Below are 14,717 nucleotides of genomic sequence, written 5' to 3'. Positions count from 1 at the left end.
GCTACAAAAATGCGCTTATTTTATATCAATCTGACTCAAGAAGTGAATGATAGGTGTTACAAAGCGTGTAACACCTATTAAATACAGTTAGAAACTGGTGATTAATTCGCTATTGAGCCAGTTTTGCAGCATTTGTACTGCGTGGGCAGGGACTTCATCAACAGGGAAGTATTCAGTGAGTAGTTCACAACCATCGGCGAAGTTACCACCCTCGATAAAGTGTTTTAAGAGCACCATTTCGGCTGGTGGCAGATGTCTAAACTCGGTTAATCGCTCTTGGTTGCGCCACACTAACCAGTAGATAGGCAGCGGGTGCGGAGTTGGCTGCGGCGGATGAACTTCTGATTTTAGTGCTTGCCAGGTTTCAACGGCATTTATTGATTCTTCAAAAATGCGTACGCTTGGATGAAAGGCAATGGTTAGCTCCGGCCATTGCTCTGCTGGCAGAGTCGCTAATTCGTTAATACCAATAACAGCGGCATCTTTAGCGTCGAAACCGCTAAGCAAGATACGTTCGAATGCTGCTAGTGGCGATAAAATAGGATGCTGATTAAAAGGCGCTTGCTCAGCTAACAGCTGCGGAATAGCGTCGCAAAAATAGCGCAGTGATTTTACTTTTGATGGATAGCTGTCGATATAGTTAGCCACCATCAAGTCATAGAGTTCATCACCAAGATACGTGCCTAGAATAGGATGGTCATTATCGATGGTTTCTCGCAGTCGCATGCGATAGGCATTGTGATAAATATTAAGCCTAACATCGGTAGGTACCGGTGGTTGATCGCCAATAAGTTCAGGAAACGCTGATTCTTGTCCTTGTAAAAAGGCGACGAATTGTTGTTGTAGACGCGCGAGATCAGACATTGGCTGTTTCCTTGTTCCAACTGCTTAAATCCGGCAATTCTTGATGAGCAATTTTTTTGGCAATGTCTAGTTCTGCCACTAAATCTGCAAATGGTGGAATGTTATCGTCACGCTCGATCATGGTACTTACCGCGCCAAATTTTTTCACCGCAGCGCGATACAAATCCCACACAGGATCGCATACGTCGTGATCATGAGTATCGATGACGTAATCGCCATAGTCAGTATGACCTGCTAAGTGAATTTGGCGTACGCGCTTGCCGTCGATGGCGTTGACGTAATCCATCGCATCAAATTGATGATTGCGAGCGCTAACGTAGATATTGTTGATGTCTAATAGCATTAAACAGTCGGCGCGTTGACAGACTTCGTTGTAGAACTCCCATTCGGTCATGCCAGATTCTTTGTAAGTGAGATAGCTAGAGACATTTTCTATTAGCATTTGTTCGCCAATATAATCTTGTGCCTGCATGATGCGGTTAGCAACGTGATTTATTGCTTCTTCGGTGTAAGGTAGCGGCAGAAGATCGTGACTATTTACCCCGTTAGCTTGGGTAAAGCACAAATGATCTGAAATCCAGCGTGGTTTCACATCATTCATTAATTGTTTAAGTTGTTTTAAATAAGTGGTGTCCAAAGGCGTGGTACTGCCAATCGACATGGAAACACCGTGCATCACTACTGGGTAGCGCTCGGCTACTTGTTCTAGGTAATAACGAGGCTTGCCACCGTCTACCATGTAATTTTCTGACAGAATTTCAAACCAATCGATATTGTGATTACCGTTTAGAACATCTTCGAAATGCGGAATACGCAGGCCGAGGCCAAAACCTAAAAAGTGATTGTTAATCATGGACGCTACTCAGTATTACTTTGCTGTGACTATAACCAATCTCAGCTCAATTTGGGGATAAAAAAGGAGACATAAAGTCTCCCTTTTAAAGATTAATTGATCTGAAGTATCAATTAAGCACCAACTTTACCGCCGATGGCTTCACATGACTTTGCGCCTGTCGCAACAAAACCTTGACCTTGACAAGATGCGTGACCTTTACAAGCGTTGTTTGCAGTTTTACAGTCGTTGTGACCTTTACATACGTTTACGCCGTAACAGTGTACTAGGTCAACTTTAGTTGTTTTACCAACCCAGTCGTCTTTTTGTTCGCCGCCAACATCAGAACATGCTTTAGCTGGCATAGCAACGAAGCCGTGGCCTTTACATACTGCTTGACCTTTACACGCATTTTCAGCGGTTTTACAGTCGTTGTGACCGTTACATTTGTTAACGCCGTAACAGTGAACTAGTTCAACTGTGTTTGCCGCTACTTCAGCTTTCGCTGATGAAGAAGCTGCTGCAGTGTTTGAATCAGCTGTTGCTGCACAACCCATTAGACCTGCTGCTGCCATTGCTAATGAAGCGCCACCGATTTTTGATTTTAATTGTGAACTCATGGAAATTTTCCTTTATTTAATTATCGAGTATTAAGACCGCCGAGACGATTTTATCTTTCACATAATTTTTATTAATTTGAAAAAACTTCTGAAGTCACTAGCTTAATTAGCCTAGTAATACTAAAGCTACCGTATAAAAACACTCACCTCAACATATGACATTTTCGCTTGCTAATAATAGTTAATGACCTACTTGGTTATTAAATAACGAATTTTTGCTACTCATCTTTAAGTTAACTATTTTTGTTTGTAATAAAACCAAAATAACCTGCTATTAAAGTTGTTTTTCAGTCCTTGATTGTGTATTTTTGTAATTAAATTACATGAAATTGAATTACCTCAGTGTAAAAGGTGAAATAAAATGACAATTAAAGTTGCTATTAACGGTTATGGTCGTATTGGTCGCAATATCTTGCGTGCTTTATACGAAGAGAAAAAAGACTCACCAGTAAAAATCGTTGCCATCAACGATTTAGGTGATGGCGCGTCAAGCGCTCACTTAACGCAATACGACTCGGTGCACGGCCGCTTTAATTGTGATGTGAGCTACAACGATGGTGTGATGACGGTAAATAACGATGATATTAAGATGTTTAGCGAGCGCGATCCGGGTCAGCTTCCATGGAATGAACTAGATATCGATATCGTGTTTGAATGTACTGGTATTTTTACGTCTAAAGAAGCTGTGCAACCGCATCTAGCAGCTGGCGCGAAGAAAGTAATTATCTCAGCGCCAGCTAAGAATGTTGATGCGACAGTGGTTCACGGTGTAAATCATCACGAATTAACCAGCGATATGACGGTAATTTCTAACGCATCTTGTACAACTAACTGTTTAGCGCCGTTCGCTAAAGTTTTAAATGATGCTATCGGTATCGAATCTGGCTTAATGACGACGATTCACGCTTACACTAATGATCAGGTGTTATCAGATGTAGCACACAGCGATTTACGTCGTGCTCGTGCAGCAGCAATGTCAATGATCCCAACAAACACTGGTGCTGCTGCGGCAGTAGGTTTAGTAGTTCCTGAGCTAAAAGGTAAATTCGACGGCATGGCTGTTCGCGTTCCTACCTCAAATGTTTCATTAGTAGATTTATCATTTATCGCTCAACGTGATACTAGCGTTGAAGAAATCAATGAATTGGTAGCAAAAGCAGCGCAAAGCGAAATGCTAAAAGGCGTGCTTGATGTTAACGAGTTACCACTAGTGTCTATCGACTTTAATCACAACTCACACAGCTCGATTTTCGATGCAACGCAAACTCGTGTTGCTGGCCGCTTAGTAAAAGTGATGTCTTGGTATGACAACGAGTGGGGCTTTAGTAATCGTATGTTGGATAACGCTGTTGCACTGCATAATGCACCAGCTGTTAATACAGCTGAGGTTGCATAAGCTAGCACGGTTTTAGGGGATTAATGACAGCAAGTAGGATATGATCTGTGGATGAACAAATCATATCGAAAAATATTGTCTGTGGTGTCATTAATTCCACCGTCTTACGTCGCGAGCTATGGCCAAGTAGCCGATTTAGCAGGGCTTCCAAGGGGAGCTCGCATGGTTAGTAAAGCGCTTAAAGCGAATAGAGATAACAGTGTTCCTTGGCATAGAGTAGTTAATAGTCAAGGCAAGATTTCTATTCCAGTAGGTGAACCTAGCCATCGACTGCAACTGAGTTTGTTGCGGGAAGAAGGTGTTGAGTTAAAGGGCAGTAAAGTCAATTTAGCGAAACATCAATGGCAACCGAGTTTAGATACTCTGTTGTTTGAACTAAGTTTTTAAAGAGTTTTCAAGGGCTCCTACCATGAGTAAAGATAATACCCTTCACCCTTCTGACATCGTGTTATTCGGCTGTCAGGGGGATTTAACGAGACGCAAACTTCTTCCATCGCTCTATCAATTAGAAAAAGCTGATTTACTAGCTGCCGGTAGCCGCATTATCGGTGTTGCGCGTAATGAATTTGACCAAGCCGAATATTTAGAGAATGTAAAAGCTTGTCTTAGAGAATTTATTAGTGAACCTCTTGATGAAGCTGTTGTTGAGCGCTTTATTAGCAAAGTGAGTTATCTGCAATTAGATTTGTTAGACGCTGGCAGCTATCAATCATTAGCGGCGCTGGTTGCCGGTACCGATAATGCGTTAATCAATTACTTCGCTGTGCCTGCTTCTATTTACGGCAACATCTGTGAAGGTCTATCGCAAGCGGGTTTAAATCATGACAACTCTCGCGTTGTACTCGAAAAACCCATTGGTCATGATTTACTATCTTCAAATGAAGTAAACGATTTAGTAGCTCAGTATTTTAAAGAATCACAAACCTACCGCATCGACCATTACTTGGGTAAAGAAACTGTTCTAAATCTTTTGGATTTACGTTTTGCTAACTCGCTGTTTTCGTCGAAGTGGGATAATAGCAATATCGATCACGTGCAAATTACCGTTGCTGAAGAGGTAGGTATCGAAGGCCGCTGGGGTTACTTCGACCAAGCTGGTCAAATGCGCGATATGTTACAAAATCACTTGATTCAAATCTTAACCTTGGTGGCTATGGATCCTCCACTTAGTCTTGATGCCGATGATATTCGCGATGAAAAAGTAAAAGTATTAAAAGCACTTAAAAGCATTAATGTTGACAATGTTTTTGATAACACTGTCCGTGGCCAATACGCCAAAGGGTTCCTTCAAGGCAAAGCTGTACCAGGTTATTTAGAGGAAGAAGGTGCTAACACTCAAAGTAGCACTGAATCTTTTGTCGCTATTAAAGCGGAAATCGATAACTGGCGTTGGGCTGGCGTACCTTTCTACTTAAGAACGGGTAAGCGTATGGCATCTAAGGTTTCTGAGATCGTGGTTTACTTTAAAAATCCAGCTCATAACCTGTTTAGTGAGCATTACAAAGATTTACCGCCAAACAAACTGACCATCCGCCTGCAACCATCAGAAGGTGTTGAAATTCAGATGCTTAATAAGGTACCTGGATTGACTCAATCACAGCGTCTGCAAACAACTAAACTCGATTTAAGTTTCTCACAAGCCTTTGAAGGCCAACGTATTGCTGATGCTTACGAGCGTTTACTGTTAGAAGTAGTGCAAGGTAATCAAGCACTATTCGTACGCCGCGATGAAGTTGAAGCCTCGTGGAAGTGGTGTGATGGCATTTTATCGGCGTGGAAATCAACAGGTCAGCCACTTACCACCTATCCAGCAGGTAGCTCAGGCCCAGTAGCTTCAATCGGTTTAATTGCACGCGATGGCCGTGCGTGGGATGAATAATATGCAACTTACAGAATTTAACAATAGCGCTGAAATTACGGAATTTTTAGCAGGTGATATCGCTGCTAAATTGAGTGCAGCTATTGAATCAAAAGGGCAAGCAAGCTTTTTCGTTTCAGGTGGTCGTTCGCCAATCGCGTTATTTGAGCAACTTAGCCAAACAGAATTGGCGTGGGATAAGGTGACCATTAGCCTAGTTGACGATCGCTGGGTTGATAGCAAGCACGAAAGCAGCAACGAGTTATTAGTTAACACTCACCTTCTAAATGGCTTTGCGGCTAAAGCGAACTTTATTGGTTTAGTTGGCAATGAAGAAAGTGCTTTCGATGGCGTCGATAGCGCCGTTGCTAAAATCCGAGATATTAATGAAATCGATGTGCTGATTTTAGGCATGGGTGAAGATGGTCACACAGCGTCTATTTTCCCATGTAGTGAGCAGGTAGATGCAGCAATAGCGAAAGATAATAACGGACGCCTCATTGCAACACAGCCGACAACGGCACCATTTGAGCGCATTAGCCTCACGTTAAATGAAATTTTAAAAGCTAAGCAGGTGTATTTACCACTTAGCGGTGTAAACAAAGTAACGGTATTTGAGCAAGCTAAGCAACTTGACGATGTAAAGAAAATGCCAATTGCAGCGGTAATAAAACAACACGAAAATTTAGCTGTATTAATTAGCCAGTAAGGCTTTGAGCAAAGCAAAGAGTAATAGTATGAATCCGATTATTTCACGTGTTACCCAGCGCGTTATCGAGCGAAGTCGCGAGACGCGTCAGGCATATTTAGCCAAAATTGGTGCAGCGCGTAGTGAAGGTCCAATGCGCGGCGCACTGTCTTGTGGCAACCTAGCCCATGGCGTAGCAGCTTGTGGTAAAGAAGTTAAAGACGATTTGAAATCTTTAACTAAGGCGAATATTGGTATTGTTTCATCATACAACGATATGTTGTCGGCGCATCAGCCTTATGAAACCTATCCGCGTCAGCTTAAAGAGGCTATCGCACGTGAAGGCTCTGTTGCTCAGTTTGTTTCTGGTGTGCCTGCAATGTGTGACGGTGTGACCCAAGGTCAACCGGGCATGGAGTTGAGCCTACTTAGTCGTGATGTAATTGCGATGACAACTGCAGTTGGTTTATCTCACAACATGTTTGATGGCGCATTAATGCTGGGTATCTGTGACAAAATCGTACCTGGATTATTACTGGGTTCGTTAAGCTTTGGTCACTTGCCAACAGTATTTGTACCAGCAGGTCCTATGCCGTCTGGTATCCCGAACAAACAAAAGGCAGCGGTGCGTCAGGCTTATGCCAAAGGCGAAGCGGACGAGTCTGAATTACTCGATGCTGAAATGGCGTCATATCATTCGCCTGGTACTTGTACTTTCTATGGCACCGCAAACTCGAATCAATTAGTCATTGAAATGATGGGTTTACAATTACCAGGTTCATCGTTTGTTGCACCAAACAGCAAGTTGCGTCATGCGTTGACAGACTTTGCTGGCAAACAAGTAAGCCGTATTACCGACCAAGGTGGTTCATATCTGCCGATTGGCGAAATCGTCGATGAGAAATCGATGATCAACGGCATTGTTGGCTTGTTAGCGACAGGTGGCTCTACTAACTTAACCATGCACCTTGTGGCTGTTGCACGTGCCGCGGGCATTATTATCGATTGGTCTGATATGGCTGAGCTATCAACAGCAGTGCCATTGCTCACGCGTATTTATCCAAACGGTCAGGCGGACGTAAATCACTTCCAGCAAGCTGGTGGTATGGCTATTTTAACCCGTGAATTACTACGCGGTGGCTACCTGCACAATGACGTTAAAACTATCGTTGGTGAAGGCCTAGAGCGTTACACCCTAATGCCTACTCTGGTTGATGGTGAACTCGATTGGGTTGACGCGCCTGAGAAAAGTGGCGACGAAACGGTATTAACCAGTATCGATAAGCCATTCCAAACTAACGGTGGTTTGCAGTTAATGGCGGGTAACTTAGGCCGTGGTGTGATTAAGACATCATCGCTAAATCCTGAGCAGATGGTTGTTGAAGCGCCTGCGGTAATTTTCGAATCGCAACACGATTTAGATAAAGCCTTTAAAGCGGGTGAGCTAAATAAAGACTGTGTGGTTGTAGTTCGTTTCCAAGGTCCGCGTGCTATCGGCATGCCGGAATTACACAAATTAACGCCGCCATTATCAGTACTCCAAGGTCAAGGTTATAAGGTTGCGTTAGTGACTGATGGTCGTATGTCTGGTGCATCGGGTAACGTACCTGCTGCTATTCATCTTACTCCAGAAGCTATCGATGGCTCTTTATTGGCTAAAGTTATCGAAGGTGACTTAATTCGCCTTGACGCCAATAGTGGTGAATTAACGCTGTTAGTGAGCGAAGAGGAGCTGGCTAAACGCGAAAACGCCGAGCCGAAGTTGGCTGAAAGCCGCATTGGTATGGGACGTGAAATGTTTGGCGCAATGCGTAGTCAATTATCAGGTGCCGAGCAAGGTGCTTGTTGTTTATTTGCCGAAGGATAAATGGAAATGGTGAATTTAATTGCCGATGTTGGCGGAACTAATATTCGTTTGGCCGCCATAGATAATGGCGAAATCACTCAGTTAGAGTGTTTTAAATGTGCTGAGTTTGACTCTCTTGAATCAGTAGTTGCGCATTACGTAGAAAAAAATAGCTTAACAGTCAACGATGCTTGTTTTGGCATCGCTGGCCCAGTCGTTGGTGAAGTTCTTACTATGACTAATCTTGGTTGGTCATTTTCAAAACAGTCTGTGAAAAAGGCGCTTGGCTTTAATCAGGTTCACTTCATTAATGATTACACCGCCATTGCGATGTCGCTTGCCTCATTAAACGAGCAGCAGTTGACGACGATTCACAAAGGCGATTATCAAGAAACTGCACCGCGTATTGTTTGTGGTCCGGGCACGGGCTTAGGTGTCGCGCAACTGATAAACGTTAATGGTTATTACCACTGCGTTAGTGGCGAAGGTGGTCATGCTGATTTTGCGCCGACTAATCCTCGCCAGCTTAAATTGCTTGAAAATTTAATGGCGAAGTTTGAACACGTGTCTATTGAGCGACTGTTGTCAGGTCAAGGTATCGTCAATATTTACCAGTCATTAGCCTTTATCGATGGCATTGATGCGCAAGCATTTGATGCCAGCCAAATTAGCCAAGCCTATATCAAAAAGAGTGATCTATTGTGCGTAGAAACCATGGAAATCTTCTGTGATGTGCTTGCGCAGTATCTCGGAAATATGGTGCTAACTAGTGGCGCTTTCGGCGGCGTTTACATTGCTGGTGGCATTATGCCTCGCATCATCGATGTACTTGATAAAAAAGCTTTTGTTAACGCATTTAGCTGCAAAGGACGCTTTAGCGATTACGCGCTAAAGGCGCCAATTCATCTAATTACTGAGCCACAACCAGGCCTTATTGGCGCACAGGTTTATCTCACTCAACAACAAGGAAATTTATAATGAGCAGTAATCAATGGACACTTCAGCCAAGTGAACTTTTTAGTGCGGGTCCAGTGGTTCCTGTTATTGTTATCACTGAGATTGAGCAGGCTTTACCACTCGCCAAAGCATTATTAGACGGCGGTATTAATGTGATGGAAGTTACTTTGCGTACCGAACATGGATTGGAAGCAATTAGACAAATCGCTGCCGAGTTCCCTGAATCACTCATTGGCGCTGGTACTGTAATAAACACACAGCAGCTGGCTGACGTTGCTGCGGCTGGCGGTAAATTTGCCATTAGCCCAGGTGCAACCGACGCATTACTTTCGGCAGGACAGCAAGGCAATATGGCATTTATTCCAGGCGTAGTGAGTCCGTCAGAACTAATGAATGCAAAAGATCATGGTTATGATCATTTTAAATTTTTCCCAGCTGAAGCTAACGGTGGTGTGAAAGCGCTAAAAGCTTTAGGCGCACCTTTCCAAGGTATTAAAATCTGCCCGACCGGTGGAATTTCACTAACTAATGCTCCGGACTATTTGGCGTTAGATATTGTTGATTGTATTGGCGGTAGTTGGATAGTACCGGTCGATCTGGTTGAAGCAGGTGAGTGGGATAAAATTACCCAGTTATGTAAAGAAGCTGTCGCAGCCTTATCATAACCTTTAAAAATTTAGCTCGTCGTTAAAAATGACGGCGAGCTATCCGTTTTTGCCACAGCAAGGTCACGTTTGTTGTGGTTTTTTGGTTTTTACAGCTGCTGTAAATAATCAATAATATCTTGTGATTCGTACATCCACTGTGCGCTTTGGCCTTTCTTTTCAATCAACAAGCAAGGCACTTGAATTTTACCTCCCCCGTTTTTTAGCTCGTTGCGCAGTTTTTGATGAATATCCAAATCTTTGTAATTGACGGATAATTGTTGCTGTTTTATTTGCTTGATAACTTTCTTGCAGTAGGGGCAGTGTCCCATGTGATAAAGCGTATATGTCATTTGTAATCTTCCTAGTTTTAGTTATCCAATCAGACCTATCTCAACCCTAATTTATTTCAAAATAGCTCATTTACTTACTATCGGCGTCTCGCGACGAATTTTTCGAAAAATAGTTAAATTTAATATTTTTGTATTCCACTTGGATAAATTTGGTAATTAAGTGCTGCGATTTATAGGGCTATTTATCACGTTTTAAGGTCGACAATACACCATTGGTATGGCTTTTAAGTCAACAACATTAGTTTGTATCAGTTCTGCGATGGGTTACCGCAAAACTTAATGTAATCATGAGATTACGCGTGATTTTTGTCACGTTAAAAGTTAGCACCGCGCCTGATTAATTATTTGCCATCTATACTTTAGTCGAATGATTGGACAGACATCGGTTGTGAATTCGCAACTTTTATTGCTTAAGGACGAAGCCTCTAATGACTCTTTAAATTAGATAACTAATCAAAACGGTGCGTAAATGAAATCTCTATCGGTGCAATACAAGATCCTCCTGATCCCCATCGTCGGCGTAATTGGCTTTTTGAGCTATCTAGCCGTCACCTTTTCAAACATGAATACCACTGAACAACTCTTAGGCAGCGCTAAAAACGTTGAGTTTCCGCTCTTGCAGGCCGCAGACAAGAGCTTAGTGACTCTTGATAAAATTAAAGAAACGCTTGGTAGCGCCGTAACTACGGGAGAAGCTGAGTTACTGTCTAATGCACAAGAGTTGGCGAATCTGTTTCGTGACGAATTAAATCAGGTAAAAGCGTTGAGCGGAAATAATGCCAACAAGTTATCAGCAATATTGATCGCATTTGATAAGTATTACGATAATGCTTTTGAACTGTCTAAGCAGCTGGTTGATGGCAGTGCTGACTTTTCTAAAATTGGTGCGAAAAGTGAAACCATGAACAAGGATTTAGCTGCTCTGCAGGCACTGCTCAACGCCTTTCAACAGCAACGCAGCATTGCCTTTGATACTGCCTTAAATGATGTTATTTCATCGTCAAAGCAAGCATCAAATATCGGATTAATTCTCGCGGTAATCACCGTTGGGATCTTGTTTGCTGTGGCTATTCCAATTGCCAACGCTATTCGCTCAAACCTGCGAGACATTATTGAGTCGATGCAGAATATAGCGCAGGACAATGGCGATCTTACCGTTCGTTTAAAAACGAACTCTACAGATGATTTCGGTGATTTGGTTTATTGGTTCAATAATTTTATTGAAAAGTTGCAAGGCGTTATTAGCGATGTGGTGCAAACTGCTTTACCGCTGGCTAATACCGCATCAAAAATTAGCGAACTGTCTAATCAATCGATGCAAACTTTTGATAACCAAAAGCAAAGTGTTGAAGAGTCACAACGTTCAGTAGAGGACATGACTAGCAGCGTAAGTTCTATCACTGCTAATGCCGCTAACGCAGCAGATGCTGCTCTGAACGCAAATACTGAAGCGGTACGTGGTAAGGAAGTTGTGGAAAGTACCGTTGAGGATATTCGAGAGCTTGCCGTTAATATCAATGAGTCGGCTGACACCATTTTAAAGCTCGAACAAGATACCAATCGTGTCAATGTTGTACTCGATGTCATCAAGGGAATTGCTGAACAAACCAATCTGTTGGCGCTTAATGCCGCTATTGAAGCAGCACGTGCAGGAGAGCAGGGACGAGGCTTTGCTGTAGTGGCAGATGAAGTCAGAAGTTTGGCATCGCGTACTCAAGAATCCACCGAAGAAATCAACCAAATGCTAGAGCAGCTTCAATCGGCAGCACAAGCTGCTGTATCGACTATGGAGCAATCTAAGAAGAAAGTAGATACCAGTGTCGAGAGTGCCAATATCGCTGGTGAAAGCCTAGTCGTGATTAACGATACGGTGAACACTATCGCCGATATGAATAGCGCTATTGCATCTGAAACCGAAGCACAACAGAACACTTCCCAACTTATGGTAAGCCACGTTGACAACATTCAGTCTTGTACAGATGAAGCTGTCGGCGCATCGACGGAAATTGCCAAAGTTAGTGAACAATTATCTGATCTTGCAAGTGACTTAGAAACCATTGCACGTCAATTCAAAGTATAACTTAACCAATAGGACTAACTATGAAACCTACTACATTAAAATCGCTATGCGCGAGCATTCCGTTGCTAGTGGCTACATCAAGCTACGGCGCCGATATTGATTTTTCGGGGTTTGCAACCATAGCAGCGGGTACAACAACGTCATCGAATGAGAAATATCTCGGTTACACTAACGATATTGATTTCAACCAAGACTCTCTATTTGCATTACAAACGTCGAGTGATTTAGAAAATGGCTTTAGCGTTACGGCGCAGCTGATTGCACGCGGTAGAGATGATTGGTCGCCATCCTTTGAATGGGCCTTCTTAGGTTATGAGGTTAATGATAACTGGAAGATTCTAGCTGGTCGCCAGCGCGCTCCGTTTTTTATGTACTCAGACTTTTTAGATGTATCTTTTGCTTATCACTGGATAGCACCGCCAGCAGGAGCTTATAACCTTGCTTTTGATAGCTTTGATGGAGTCGGTTCAATTTATACGTCTCAATTAGGAGAGTTTGATAGTACTTTCCACGCTGTATTCGGTCGTAATCGCGACGAATTAACCATTTCAACTGGCGAAGAGGTAAATCCTGATTTTAAGAACTTAGTTGGCGCTGCTTGGACAGTGAATCGCGATTGGTTGACGCTGCGTACTGCATATTTCCAAGCAGAAATGACGATTCCAGTTAATGCTATTTCACCAGTTATTGACGGATGGAAAGCGGCTGGCTTTGAAGATGTTGCCAACAGTATTGAAACTAAAGAAGACGATGTATGGTTCGCAGAGCTAGGTTTTCAAATTGACTACAACGATATTTTTGTCGTTGGTGAATTTACCCGCGTTGACATTGAGGGAGCTGCTTTCTCAAATGATGATTCATATTATGTATCAGTGGGTAAACGCTTCGACGAATTTACGTTACATGTAACTTACGGCAAAGATGATGACGAGCTAGAAAACCTACTTGCAGGTGTACCTAATAATGTCGCTGCTATTGCGCCGTTATACACTGCTACGCAGGGAATTATAGCGAATGAAATGCGTGATGAGAGTTACTTAACGGTAGGTTTGAAGTATGACTTCCATCCAACTGCTTCGTTTAAATTTGAAGTTACTCAATTTGAAAATGATCTTAACAGCCAACAAGATTCAACACTTGTTAAAGCTGCGTTAGTTACCGTATTCTAAGGGAGTCTCTATCATGAATAAAATACTAAGCATTGTAGTAATTATGGCGGGGCTATTAATAACCTCTGTGGCGCAAGCTGAAATTGTAGTTGTCGTAAACAAGGGGAATGGAGCAACACTGACCAAGAGTGACGTTTCTCGTATTTTCCTCGGTAAAATGAAAAAGTATACGCCTGTAAATGCCAGTAGTGGTAATGCATTGCGAGCTGAATTTAATAAGAAGGCACTCAATAAGAGCTCTAGTCAAGTTAAGGCTTATTGGTCAAAGCTCGTATTTTCTGGCAAAGGAACACCGCCGAAAGAATTTGCATCTGACGCTGAAATAAAAGCGTTCGTGGCGAGTAATCCGAATGCTATCGGGTACATTGATAGCGCTAACCTAGATGGTACAGTTAAAGCAGCTATCACACTTTAATAGGCTCTGTTGCATCAATATAAAAAATGCCAGTCAATCGACTGGCATTTTTATTGCGCTGAGTAACGGTTTAGTCAGAAAAAACCACAGTTTTATCGCCGTGTAAAAATACCCGATGTTCGATGTGATAACGCACTGCACGCGCTAAGGTTAAACATTCAATATCACGTCCTTTGGCGGTTAAGTCTGCGGGGTAATAGGTGTGATCAACAGGTTCAACACCTTGGCTAATAATTGGTCCTTCATCGAGGTCATCACTCACATAGTGTGCTGTAGCACCCACCAGCTTGACGCCTCTGTCATACGCTTGGAAATATGGTTTAGCTCCTTTGAAACCCGGCAATAATGAATGGTGAATATTAATGGCTCGCCCTGCAAGCTTTTGACACATTTCACTCGATAACACTTGCATGTAACGCGCTAATACCACCAAATCCGCTTGTGTTTCTTCAATTATCTTCCAAACCTGTGCTTCTTGCTGTGGCTTGGTATCGCTGCTTATTGGTAGGTGATAGTAGGGAATACCGTGCCATTTAGCGAGATCTTCTAAATCTGGGTGATTGGAAATAATCGCTGGTATTTCGATATTAAGATCATTGGTTCGATAGCGATAGAGTAGATCGTTAAGACAGTGGTCGTGTTTAGATACCATGATTAAAACACGTGATTTTTGCGTTTTGGCGTGCAGTTGCCAATTCATCTTAAAGCCTTCTGCCTTGGGGCTGAACTCTTCGATAAACTTCTCACGATCAAAGGTATTATCTTGTTGTGGCCTAAACTCGATGCGAATAAAGAATCGCTGTTTATCAACATCGTCAAATGAATGGATTTCGTTAATGTAAAAACCGCTGACATAAAGATAGCGGGTTAATACGTCAACAGTCCCTGGTTGGCTAGGACAATCGGCGGTAATGATTTGGGTTTGTTGATGGGCTGTTTCGACTTGTGCTAAAGACATATATATCAACTCCAATGTTTTTGATTTCACTATAACG

At 42.6% G+C, this 14,717-nt stretch carries 15 protein-coding genes; 10 read left to right on the top strand and 5 right to left on the bottom strand.

Annotation, left to right across the window (positions count from 1 at the left end):
- Positions 1-87 precede the first annotated feature (87 nt).
- The 3 genes from MHM98_RS06655 to MHM98_RS06645 all read right to left on the bottom strand — a co-directional run bounded on the left by MHM98_RS06655 (position 88) and on the right by MHM98_RS06645 (position 2,316).
- Complete coding sequence (locus MHM98_RS06655) at positions 88-864, bottom strand: DNA-binding domain-containing protein (RefSeq protein WP_239438478.1); 777 nt, start codon at positions 862-864, stop codon at positions 88-90.
- On the bottom strand, positions 857-1,717 hold the full coding sequence (locus tag MHM98_RS06650) for a DUF692 domain-containing protein (RefSeq protein WP_239438477.1): 861 nt from the start codon (positions 1,715-1,717) through the stop codon (positions 857-859). The genes MHM98_RS06655 and MHM98_RS06650 overlap by 8 nt, the downstream gene beginning before the upstream one ends.
- A 113-nt stretch (positions 1,718-1,830) precedes the next feature.
- Complete coding sequence (locus tag MHM98_RS06645; protein WP_239438476.1) at positions 1,831-2,316, bottom strand: hypothetical protein; 486 nt, start codon at positions 2,314-2,316, stop codon at positions 1,831-1,833.
- A gap of 361 nt (positions 2,317-2,677) precedes the next feature.
- On the opposite strand from MHM98_RS06645, the gene gap reads away from it, so the two are divergent.
- From gap to MHM98_RS06610, 7 genes are read left to right on the top strand one after another with little or no spacing between them, the layout of a single operon-like run.
- Positions 2,678-3,712: a type I glyceraldehyde-3-phosphate dehydrogenase gene (gene gap, locus MHM98_RS06640; protein WP_239438475.1), complete on the top strand. Its 1,035-nt coding sequence runs from the start codon at positions 2,678-2,680 to the stop codon at positions 3,710-3,712.
- A gap of 51 nt (positions 3,713-3,763) precedes the next feature.
- Positions 3,764-4,099: an MGMT family protein gene (locus MHM98_RS06635; RefSeq protein WP_239438474.1), complete on the top strand. Its 336-nt coding sequence runs from the start codon at positions 3,764-3,766 to the stop codon at positions 4,097-4,099.
- A gap of 22 nt (positions 4,100-4,121) precedes the next feature.
- A complete protein-coding gene (gene zwf, locus MHM98_RS06630) occupies positions 4,122-5,591 on the top strand; it encodes a glucose-6-phosphate dehydrogenase (RefSeq protein ID WP_239438473.1) in 1,470 nt (489 codons plus the stop codon).
- A 1-nt stretch (position 5,592) separates the two neighbouring features.
- Positions 5,593-6,279, top strand: a complete 687-nt coding sequence (gene pgl, locus MHM98_RS06625) for a 6-phosphogluconolactonase (RefSeq protein ID WP_239438472.1) — start codon at positions 5,593-5,595, stop codon at positions 6,277-6,279.
- Positions 6,280-6,307: 28 nt separating this feature from the next.
- The gene (gene edd / locus MHM98_RS06620; protein WP_239438471.1) at positions 6,308-8,125 is read left to right on the top strand and encodes a phosphogluconate dehydratase; all 1,818 of its coding nucleotides are present in this window, start codon (positions 6,308-6,310) and stop codon (positions 8,123-8,125) included.
- A gap of 6 nt (positions 8,126-8,131) precedes the next feature.
- Positions 8,132-9,082, top strand: a complete 951-nt coding sequence (gene glk / locus MHM98_RS06615; RefSeq protein ID WP_239438470.1) for a glucokinase — start codon at positions 8,132-8,134, stop codon at positions 9,080-9,082.
- A complete protein-coding gene (locus tag MHM98_RS06610; RefSeq protein WP_239438469.1) occupies positions 9,082-9,726 on the top strand; it encodes a bifunctional 4-hydroxy-2-oxoglutarate aldolase/2-dehydro-3-deoxy-phosphogluconate aldolase in 645 nt (214 codons plus the stop codon). The genes glk and MHM98_RS06610 overlap by 1 nt, the downstream gene beginning before the upstream one ends.
- Positions 9,727-9,815: 89 nt before the next feature.
- Here the strand turns inward: MHM98_RS06610 and MHM98_RS06605 are convergent, their stop codons facing one another.
- Positions 9,816-10,058: a glutathione S-transferase N-terminal domain-containing protein gene (locus MHM98_RS06605; RefSeq protein WP_239438468.1), complete on the bottom strand. Its 243-nt coding sequence runs from the start codon at positions 10,056-10,058 to the stop codon at positions 9,816-9,818.
- 469 nt (positions 10,059-10,527) lie between these two features.
- On the opposite strand from MHM98_RS06605, the gene MHM98_RS06600 reads away from it, so the two are divergent.
- The 3 genes from MHM98_RS06600 to MHM98_RS06590 are packed head-to-tail and all read left to right on the top strand — an operon-like array spanning position 10,528 to position 13,722.
- Positions 10,528-12,138 (top strand): methyl-accepting chemotaxis protein, encoded by a 1,611-nt coding sequence (locus tag MHM98_RS06600; protein ID WP_239438467.1) that lies wholly within the window; start codon positions 10,528-10,530, stop codon positions 12,136-12,138.
- Positions 12,139-12,158: 20 nt separating this feature from the next.
- A complete protein-coding gene (locus MHM98_RS06595; protein WP_239438466.1) occupies positions 12,159-13,307 on the top strand; it encodes a porin in 1,149 nt (382 codons plus the stop codon).
- Between the two features lie 13 nt (positions 13,308-13,320).
- On the top strand, positions 13,321-13,722 hold the full coding sequence (locus MHM98_RS06590; protein WP_239438465.1) for a phosphate ABC transporter substrate-binding protein: 402 nt from the start codon (positions 13,321-13,323) through the stop codon (positions 13,720-13,722).
- Between the two features lie 70 nt (positions 13,723-13,792).
- On the opposite strand, the gene purU is transcribed toward MHM98_RS06590, so the two are convergent.
- Positions 13,793-14,680, bottom strand: coding sequence for a formyltetrahydrofolate deformylase (gene purU, locus MHM98_RS06585; RefSeq protein WP_239438464.1), 888 nt, complete (start codon positions 14,678-14,680; stop codon positions 13,793-13,795).
- Between the last annotated feature and the right edge of the window lie 37 nt (positions 14,681-14,717).

It is taken from the genome of Psychrobium sp. MM17-31 (assembly GCF_022347785.1).
Lineage (GTDB): Bacteria > Pseudomonadota > Gammaproteobacteria > Enterobacterales > Psychrobiaceae > Psychrobium.
The sequence above is the reverse complement of the archived record's forward strand: the minus strand, read 5'-3'. Positions and strand labels throughout refer to the sequence as shown.

Coding starts and splice junctions, on each gene's coding strand:
- MHM98_RS06635 (WP_239438474.1), top strand. CDS start 3,764: ATGAACAAATCATATCGAAAAATATTGTCTGTGGTGTCATTAATTCCA.
- MHM98_RS06590 (WP_239438465.1), top strand. CDS start 13,321: ATGAATAAAATACTAAGCATTGTAGTAATTATGGCGGGGCTATTAATA.
- pgl (WP_239438472.1), top strand. CDS start 5,593: ATGCAACTTACAGAATTTAACAATAGCGCTGAAATTACGGAATTTTTA.
- glk (WP_239438470.1), top strand. CDS start 8,132: ATGGTGAATTTAATTGCCGATGTTGGCGGAACTAATATTCGTTTGGCC.
- MHM98_RS06645 (WP_239438476.1), bottom strand. CDS start 2,316: ATGAGTTCACAATTAAAATCAAAAATCGGTGGCGCTTCATTAGCAATG.
- zwf (WP_239438473.1), top strand. CDS start 4,122: ATGAGTAAAGATAATACCCTTCACCCTTCTGACATCGTGTTATTCGGC.
- MHM98_RS06650 (WP_239438477.1), bottom strand. CDS start 1,717: ATGATTAACAATCACTTTTTAGGTTTTGGCCTCGGCCTGCGTATTCCG.
- gap (WP_239438475.1), top strand. CDS start 2,678: ATGACAATTAAAGTTGCTATTAACGGTTATGGTCGTATTGGTCGCAAT.
- MHM98_RS06605 (WP_239438468.1), bottom strand. CDS start 10,058: ATGACATATACGCTTTATCACATGGGACACTGCCCCTACTGCAAGAAA.
- MHM98_RS06610 (WP_239438469.1), top strand. CDS start 9,082: ATGAGCAGTAATCAATGGACACTTCAGCCAAGTGAACTTTTTAGTGCG.
- purU (WP_239438464.1), bottom strand. CDS start 14,680: ATGTCTTTAGCACAAGTCGAAACAGCCCATCAACAAACCCAAATCATT.
- MHM98_RS06600 (WP_239438467.1), top strand. CDS start 10,528: ATGAAATCTCTATCGGTGCAATACAAGATCCTCCTGATCCCCATCGTC.
- MHM98_RS06655 (WP_239438478.1), bottom strand. CDS start 864: ATGTCTGATCTCGCGCGTCTACAACAACAATTCGTCGCCTTTTTACAA.
- MHM98_RS06595 (WP_239438466.1), top strand. CDS start 12,159: ATGAAACCTACTACATTAAAATCGCTATGCGCGAGCATTCCGTTGCTA.
- edd (WP_239438471.1), top strand. CDS start 6,308: ATGAATCCGATTATTTCACGTGTTACCCAGCGCGTTATCGAGCGAAGT.